Source organism: Paraburkholderia sp. NMBU_R16, from assembly GCF_013282575.1.
Lineage (GTDB): Bacteria > Pseudomonadota > Gammaproteobacteria > Burkholderiales > Burkholderiaceae > Trinickia.
Map to the genome: position 1 here is coordinate 1 of NZ_JAAAYE010000523.1, position 249 is coordinate 249.

At 59.4% G+C, this 249-nt stretch carries 1 pseudogene; it reads right to left on the bottom strand.

Annotation, left to right across the window (positions count from 1 at the left end):
- Positions 1–123 precede the first annotated feature (123 nt).
- A pseudogene (locus tag GWC77_RS28970) lies at positions 124–249 on the bottom strand (transposase); the annotation flags it as partial.

The window sequence follows — 249 nt, forward strand, 5'->3', positions numbered from 1 at the left end:
AACATGCGCCGCGCGTCAATCAACAAACGCTTGTCAGCGTCAATCAACATCGGCATCATCAACCTCGCCGCGACATTCTCATCTTGTTTGTCGCGCGTCTCTCATCCAGATTGTCGCGCCACACCCGGAGTAAGCATCGGCCTGCACGATGCCGTGGAATGCGGCGAGCCGGGTTTGAGGGTGGACGCCTTTGCGATCCGAGGAGAAGTCGAACCATACCGCAGCAGGCTCAGCCGAACCCGAGCGACG